Source organism: Amycolatopsis sp. NPDC004625, assembly GCF_040609695.1.
Classification (GTDB): domain Bacteria; phylum Actinomycetota; class Actinomycetes; order Mycobacteriales; family Pseudonocardiaceae; genus Amycolatopsis.
This window is the reverse complement of sequence record NZ_JBEXKX010000113.1, coordinates 1-5,216: the sequence shown is the minus strand read 5'-3', so window position 1 is coordinate 5,216 and position 5,216 is coordinate 1. Positions and strand designations below refer to the sequence as shown.

The 5,216-nt window shown below is 66.0% G+C and carries 7 protein-coding genes and 1 tRNA gene; 5 read left to right on the top strand and 3 right to left on the bottom strand.

All coding sequences use genetic code 11. The features are described from left to right. Positions 1-90: 90 nt before the first annotated feature. Entirely contained in the window at positions 91-552 is a 462-nt protein-coding gene (locus ABZW17_RS46590; protein WP_354829434.1) for a cellulose-binding domain-containing protein, read from the bottom strand. Between the two features lie 592 nt (positions 553-1,144). Here ABZW17_RS46590 and ABZW17_RS46585 point away from each other — a divergent pair. The 3 genes from ABZW17_RS46585 (at position 1,145) to ABZW17_RS46575 (ending at position 2,888) form a co-directional block, all read left to right on the top strand. Further along, a tRNA-Leu gene (locus ABZW17_RS46585) sits at positions 1,145-1,228 on the top strand. A gap of 140 nt (positions 1,229-1,368) precedes the next feature. Continuing rightward, complete coding sequence (locus tag ABZW17_RS46580; RefSeq protein WP_354829431.1) at positions 1,369-1,833, top strand: hypothetical protein; 465 nt, start codon at positions 1,369-1,371, stop codon at positions 1,831-1,833. Continuing rightward, positions 1,830-2,888, top strand: coding sequence for a site-specific integrase (locus ABZW17_RS46575; protein ID WP_354829429.1), 1,059 nt, complete (start codon positions 1,830-1,832; stop codon positions 2,886-2,888). The genes ABZW17_RS46580 and ABZW17_RS46575 overlap by 4 nt, the downstream gene beginning before the upstream one ends. Before the next feature lie 47 nt (positions 2,889-2,935). Here the strand turns inward: ABZW17_RS46575 and ABZW17_RS46570 are convergent, their stop codons facing one another. After that, positions 2,936-3,487, bottom strand: coding sequence for a hypothetical protein (locus ABZW17_RS46570; protein ID WP_354829426.1), 552 nt, complete (start codon positions 3,485-3,487; stop codon positions 2,936-2,938). Between the two features lie 485 nt (positions 3,488-3,972). Here ABZW17_RS46570 and ABZW17_RS46565 point away from each other — a divergent pair, with 485 nt between their 5' ends. Continuing rightward, on the top strand, positions 3,973-4,269 hold the full coding sequence (locus ABZW17_RS46565; protein WP_354829423.1) for a hypothetical protein: 297 nt from the start codon (positions 3,973-3,975) through the stop codon (positions 4,267-4,269). Continuing rightward, positions 4,244-4,630, top strand: coding sequence for a hypothetical protein (locus tag ABZW17_RS46560; RefSeq protein ID WP_354829420.1), 387 nt, complete (start codon positions 4,244-4,246; stop codon positions 4,628-4,630). The genes ABZW17_RS46565 and ABZW17_RS46560 overlap by 26 nt, the downstream gene beginning before the upstream one ends. Before the next feature lie 85 nt (positions 4,631-4,715). Here ABZW17_RS46560 and ABZW17_RS46555 read toward each other — a convergent pair whose 3' ends face one another. Further along, on the bottom strand, positions 4,716-4,940 hold the full coding sequence (locus tag ABZW17_RS46555; RefSeq protein ID WP_354829418.1) for a hypothetical protein: 225 nt from the start codon (positions 4,938-4,940) through the stop codon (positions 4,716-4,718). Positions 4,941-5,216: the final 276 nt, after the last annotated feature.

Sequence of the window (5,216 nt, the reverse complement as noted above, 5' to 3'; positions counted from 1 at the left end):
CGAGAAGGGTGTTCAGGTCTGTCGTCACAAACGGATCTTGAACACCCTTCGCCGATCTCCGGCCACCACCCAGACTTACGCATCACTCGTCTAGCCGGCGGTGCAGCCGGCGCCGTCGAGGGCGAAGCCGGTGGGCGAGGGGTTGCCGTGGTCGAAGGCGCCGTTGAAGCCGATGTCGACGGTCGCGCCGGGCGCGAGGGTGAGGTTGTAGGAAACCGCTTTCATGGTGACGCGCGAGCCGTTCTGCGAGTAGTCCCCGTTCCAGCTGTGCGTGACCCGCTGCCCGGCGGTGAAGGTCCAGGTGACGGTCCACGGCGAGAGCGTCCGGCTGCCGGTGTTGGTGACGGAGACCCCGGCGGTGAAGCCGTTGTTCCACTGATCGGTCACGCGGTACTTGACGGAGCAGCCCGAAGTTTCCACGGGCGGCGGAGCGGCTTGCGAGGTGGTCGCCTTCGCCGTCGTCGACGTCGTGGGTGTGGCGGAGGCCGAGGTCTGCCTGATGACGGTGGGCAGGGGCACCACACTGGCGGCGGCGGTCGTGGTCACGGTCACCGGAGTGGTGGTGGCGGGAGCAAGCGGATCGGGAGCAACGGCGGCCTGCCGCCCGGGCGAGCTCTCCGAGGTAACGGTGATGATGACAAGACTCCCGACGACGACAAGAGCCCCGCAGACGGCGGAGACCCACCGAATCCGCCGCCCAGCCCGCTGCTGACCAGCGGCGGCCTCCCGGGCCCGCTGCTCGAGCCGTTCCCGGTAGCCCTCACCGGTGTCATCGTCCCGAACCCGGACGTCGGGAGCGGACCCGAGAAGAGAGCGCGGAGTGGCCCCGGTCTCCCGAAGAAGATCATCAACGGAGAAGCGATCAGGCCCCCGCCCGGCGCGCGCCATAACGGAACCTCCAGTCCCCTGAGGGCGCTCGACGCGCAGGCTTGCGGCCGAATCCTAGGAAGTGGCGCCGGTCTTGTAAACCATGCTCTTCTTCCGGACGACGGGGGTGGTGGCCAGGGGGATTCAGCCTCGGGCCGTGTCGACTGAATCGATGCAGAAGAGGCAAAGTTCTCGATCTTGCCAGAGGGGTGGTGGGTGTCGATGTGCACCCCCCTGAGCGAGGGGGCTGAGGGGCCGTATACTCTTTCTTCAGCAGGTCCGAGTGGCGGAATGGCAGACGCGCTAGCTTGAGGTGCTAGTGCCCTTAACGGGCGTGGGGGTTCAAGTCCCCCCTCGGACACAAATACGTGGGAGATCTCCCAAACCACAGAGTAACCGACCCGCCACGGCGGGTCTTTCTCGCGTTCAGCTCCCGTCGATCTCGGCTAGGCTGATCTTGAACGCGCCCTCCCTTCGCGCAGCATGTCGGGGAGGTGTCGCATGACCGGCATCCCGTCGTTGTCGCTGCCCGGCCGGGTCACCGCGGCCGACCCCGTACGCGAATCCTCCGTGCCAGTCCCGATGGGACTGCCTCCCTTGCGCGACCTCGGCGCGGTCGACGGCCCCCGGCTGTCGATCGCGCTGATGGACGGGGGCGGCCGGCTCCAGGATCGGGGTGCCGTTGCGGTCCTCGGGTGGCAACCCGGCGATCGGCTGCTGATCACGCTAGTGCAGACCTCGATCGTGGTCCGGCGGCGCTCCGACGGGGTGTTCGTCATGCCCCGCAAGCCCTACGTCGCCCTGCCTGCCCCGGTACGGCGCGGCTGCGGAGCTTTAGCGGGCAGCCGCCTGCTGCTGGTGGCGGACCCTGCTCACGACGTACTCATCGTCCATCCGGAAGCCGCCGTGCAGGCGATGCTGCGCGCCTTCCACACCTCACTCGCCGCCCCGGAGGAGGCGTCATGACCGCGACCACCCAGGACCTCGAGGCAGCGCGGCTCCTGCTGTCACGACTCGGCGTCGATCCCGCCGAGCTCGTCGGCGAGACGCCTACCGACGGTGCCAGCGACGATCGTCCGCCGATGCCGACGATCGCGGAATGGATTCCTGTCGTCGCCGAGCTTGTGTCGGCGAGCACCGCGAGTTCCTACGGGTCGTACTGGAAGAAAGCCCAAGCCGAGTGGGGCGAGCGACCGATGGACATGGTCACGGCCACCGAGATCAAGGCGATGGCCGAGCACGTCCGCAGGACCGCCCGCGTCCGCCGCAACTCCCGCGGCGGCCGCAACGCCGCGGAAAATTTCATCGCCGCAGTGCGGTGCCTCTACAAGCACCTGGTCAACGACGGGCGCCTCGACGAGCGCGCCAATCCCGCCATGCGGGTCACCAAGCCCAGGCGTAACGCCTCGACCCGCCGGGCCATCGCACCGGACCGGGTCAGTGAGCTCAACGACGTGGTGGCTAGTACCGGTGACGACCCGGAGCTCGATGCGCTGGTTTGCCGGCTGCACGAGGAGAGCGCTTGCCGTCGCGGCGGCGCGCTGGCCTTGCGCGGCCGGGATCTCGACCGGACGCAGTGCATGATCCTGCTTCGGGAGAAGGGCGAAACCGAACGCTGGCAGCCCGTCTCGCGGACGTTGATGCGCCACCTCATTGCCCACTTCGACGAGCGCGGAGACGGCAACCTGGAGAGCCAGCTGCTGCGCTACGCCAGCGGCAAGCCGATCACCTCCCGCCGCTACGACTACATCTTCGGCCGCGTCCAGCACGAACTGGAGTGGGCCAGGGCGCTGCAGGTCAGCGCCCATTGGCTGCGTCACACCACACTGACCTGGGTGGAGCGCAACTTCGGCATCGGCGTCGCCCGCGCCTACGCCGGACACGCCGAATCCGGCAGCGACCTAACGACCACCACCTACGTCAAAGCCGACCTCAGCGAGGTCGCCGAAGCACTCGCCGCGCTCACCGGGGAGCCACATCCGTTGGTACCTGCTCGTCCACAGCGGTCAGCAACGGAGTGAGCGGCAGCGGGCGCAGTCACGAAGACTGCGTCCGCTGCATGCCTCAACTACCGGATGTTCTCGGGGCTGGCCGCCAGCGTGTCGTGGTACTGCGCGAGCATCGTATGGAGGACATGTTGCGGATAGACGACCAGCAGGTTGTGCTCGACCACGGAGGCAAGCAGAACCTGGTCGCCGGCGCGAATGCGACACCGCGACCGTAACCGTGCCGGCAGAGTGAGATTCATTGTTGGCGGCACGAATGTAGCCGTCGGTTCCTCGGCGGGCGCCACGACCAGCAGGCTCGAGGACACCGAGAAGCGCAGGGCTTGCCCTGGAGGCCACGCCAGCTGCTGTAGCGCCATCCGCGCCGCCACGGCGCCGTTTCCGCCGACCTTCACCAAACTGAAGACGATCGAACCACCGTCAATCAGCGGCCCGAGCTCCGCAACCGGCAACGGGATCACCGGCTCGGTACTGCGCCTTCTCTTCGGAAGGAGCAGCGAAGTGATGATCTTGTCGGCAGCCCGGTTCGACGTGGAGGGCCACGATTCAACGGGCGCAGCATCGGTCGAGCTCTTGAGGTCTCTTCCGGCTCGGATCTCTTGACGGTCTGACATGACTATTCCAAGAGCATCTCGCAGCGGGAGGGCGAGGCAGCGTTCAACGGCGTCTATCGCGCCAAACTGAACGTGATCGAGTCTAGTCGTGATAGATCACGAGAATGTAAGGACGGTAAGTAGTTGCCGTCGGAGTCTCACCGAAGCCACTCGCGCCCCGGCTTACCAGGGGGCGTTTGTACCAAGCGCGCTGTGGATGTGCGCCTGCGACTCTCTGAGGATCGGCGAGGCTGTGTTGCACAGCTCCGAAGACCATCGGTATCTGAACCCGCTGATTAAGAGAACGCGTTTTGGGGTGTCAGGCGGTGCCGAGTGATGTCGGACAAGACCTTTTCGGCTGGTCACCGGACATCGCTTGTGTCGAACTATACCGCGTGCTGTCGACGCGTGCGAGACCTCTCGGGCACGTCCGTGCCGGATTCTGCCGGGCTGTTCGTGCAGGTCGTTCGTGGTTCGTGGTGTGGACTGGGGGCAGGGTGGTTGCTGTGCTGAGCCCGAGCGAGGGCCGCGATCCAGTGCTGTCGGCGGTCACGCTGATCGTGGGGATCATCGTGGCGCTGACCTTCCTGTTCGGTTTCGGGAATGTGTTCGCGTTGGCACTCCGGCTGGGAGTGCCGGTCTGGGTCGCGCCGCTGGTAGCGCCTGCGGTCGACCTGTCGGTGGTCGGGCTGTTGATCGCTATTCGGTCCCTGTCGTTGCGGGGCGCTCCTGCTGAGGTGATTTGGCCGGCTCGGCGGCTGTTGTTGGCGTCGAGTGGTGACGTTGGCGTTGAACGTGGCTGAGCCGTTGATCGCTGGTGAGGTGGGGAAGGCGTTGTTCGATGCGGTGGGTCCGTTGTTGCTGATCGGGTGGTCGGAGGTCGGACCGGTCCTGCTGCAGGCCCTGGCCGCCGTACCAGCGGCCGATCGTCCGGCTGGCGCGGCCGAGACCACCGACTCGGACAGCGCTTCGGCGGAGCAGCGGGAAGGGGTGAGCGTGGATGCTGAGTTGCTGGAGCGCGCCCGGCATGAGGATCGGCGGCATCGGGAGCTGTATCAGCGTCCCATCTCTGCCGAGAGTCTCCGGAAGGTGCTGGGGGTAGGCGCCGAGCGGTCGCGAACGCTCGTGACGCTGGTACGTGCCGAGCGGAGCATCTCCGCGTAGTAGGGTGCAGACATCGTTCGACCGCGTTATAGATATCGATTTGCTCTGCTATTCCGATCTACTGCTGTCGCGCGTACGGCTAAGGTCACGGAACAGCATTTGCGTTTGTTCGTTCCGAACGGCCGCCGGAGCCGACCGCGACCGTGGCCGTGTAGTCGCCGACGCGCGCCAGGGCGTCGACGCGCACGTCGAAGCCGCGCAGCTGACCCCGACCACGATCGTCACCCAGCGGTCTGAGGCCGCCAGCCAATCCTAAGTAGTGCTGAGCGAGCCCGATCACTCCGAGGACGAGGATCAGGAGTGCCAGCACGTCAATGCGTCGTCCGAGTTGGACGGGTCAGGACCAGAGCCCGGTGCAGGGATCGGGGCTTGCGAGTTGCTCATGCGAAATATGGTGGATGTGCCGCTATCGGAACGGAAAGTGCACCAGCGGGGGCATGTGTGACCAGTGTCACATTCTGTAGTGTTTCAGTGTTTCTTTGCGATTCCAGCTAAGGGCTGTCTCGTAACTGTGGTTGTGGTTGGTGGGGCTGGTGTTGCGGTCAGTCGGCAAGGAGGATGTTGTGCAGGTTCGCGATGCCGGAGA

Coding starts and splice junctions, on each gene's coding strand:
- ABZW17_RS46580 (WP_354829431.1), top strand. CDS start 1,369: ATGACCGGCATCCCGTCGTTGTCGCTGCCCGGCCGGGTCACCGCGGCC.
- ABZW17_RS46575 (WP_354829429.1), top strand. CDS start 1,830: ATGACCGCGACCACCCAGGACCTCGAGGCAGCGCGGCTCCTGCTGTCA.
- ABZW17_RS46570 (WP_354829426.1), bottom strand. CDS start 3,487: ATGTCAGACCGTCAAGAGATCCGAGCCGGAAGAGACCTCAAGAGCTCG.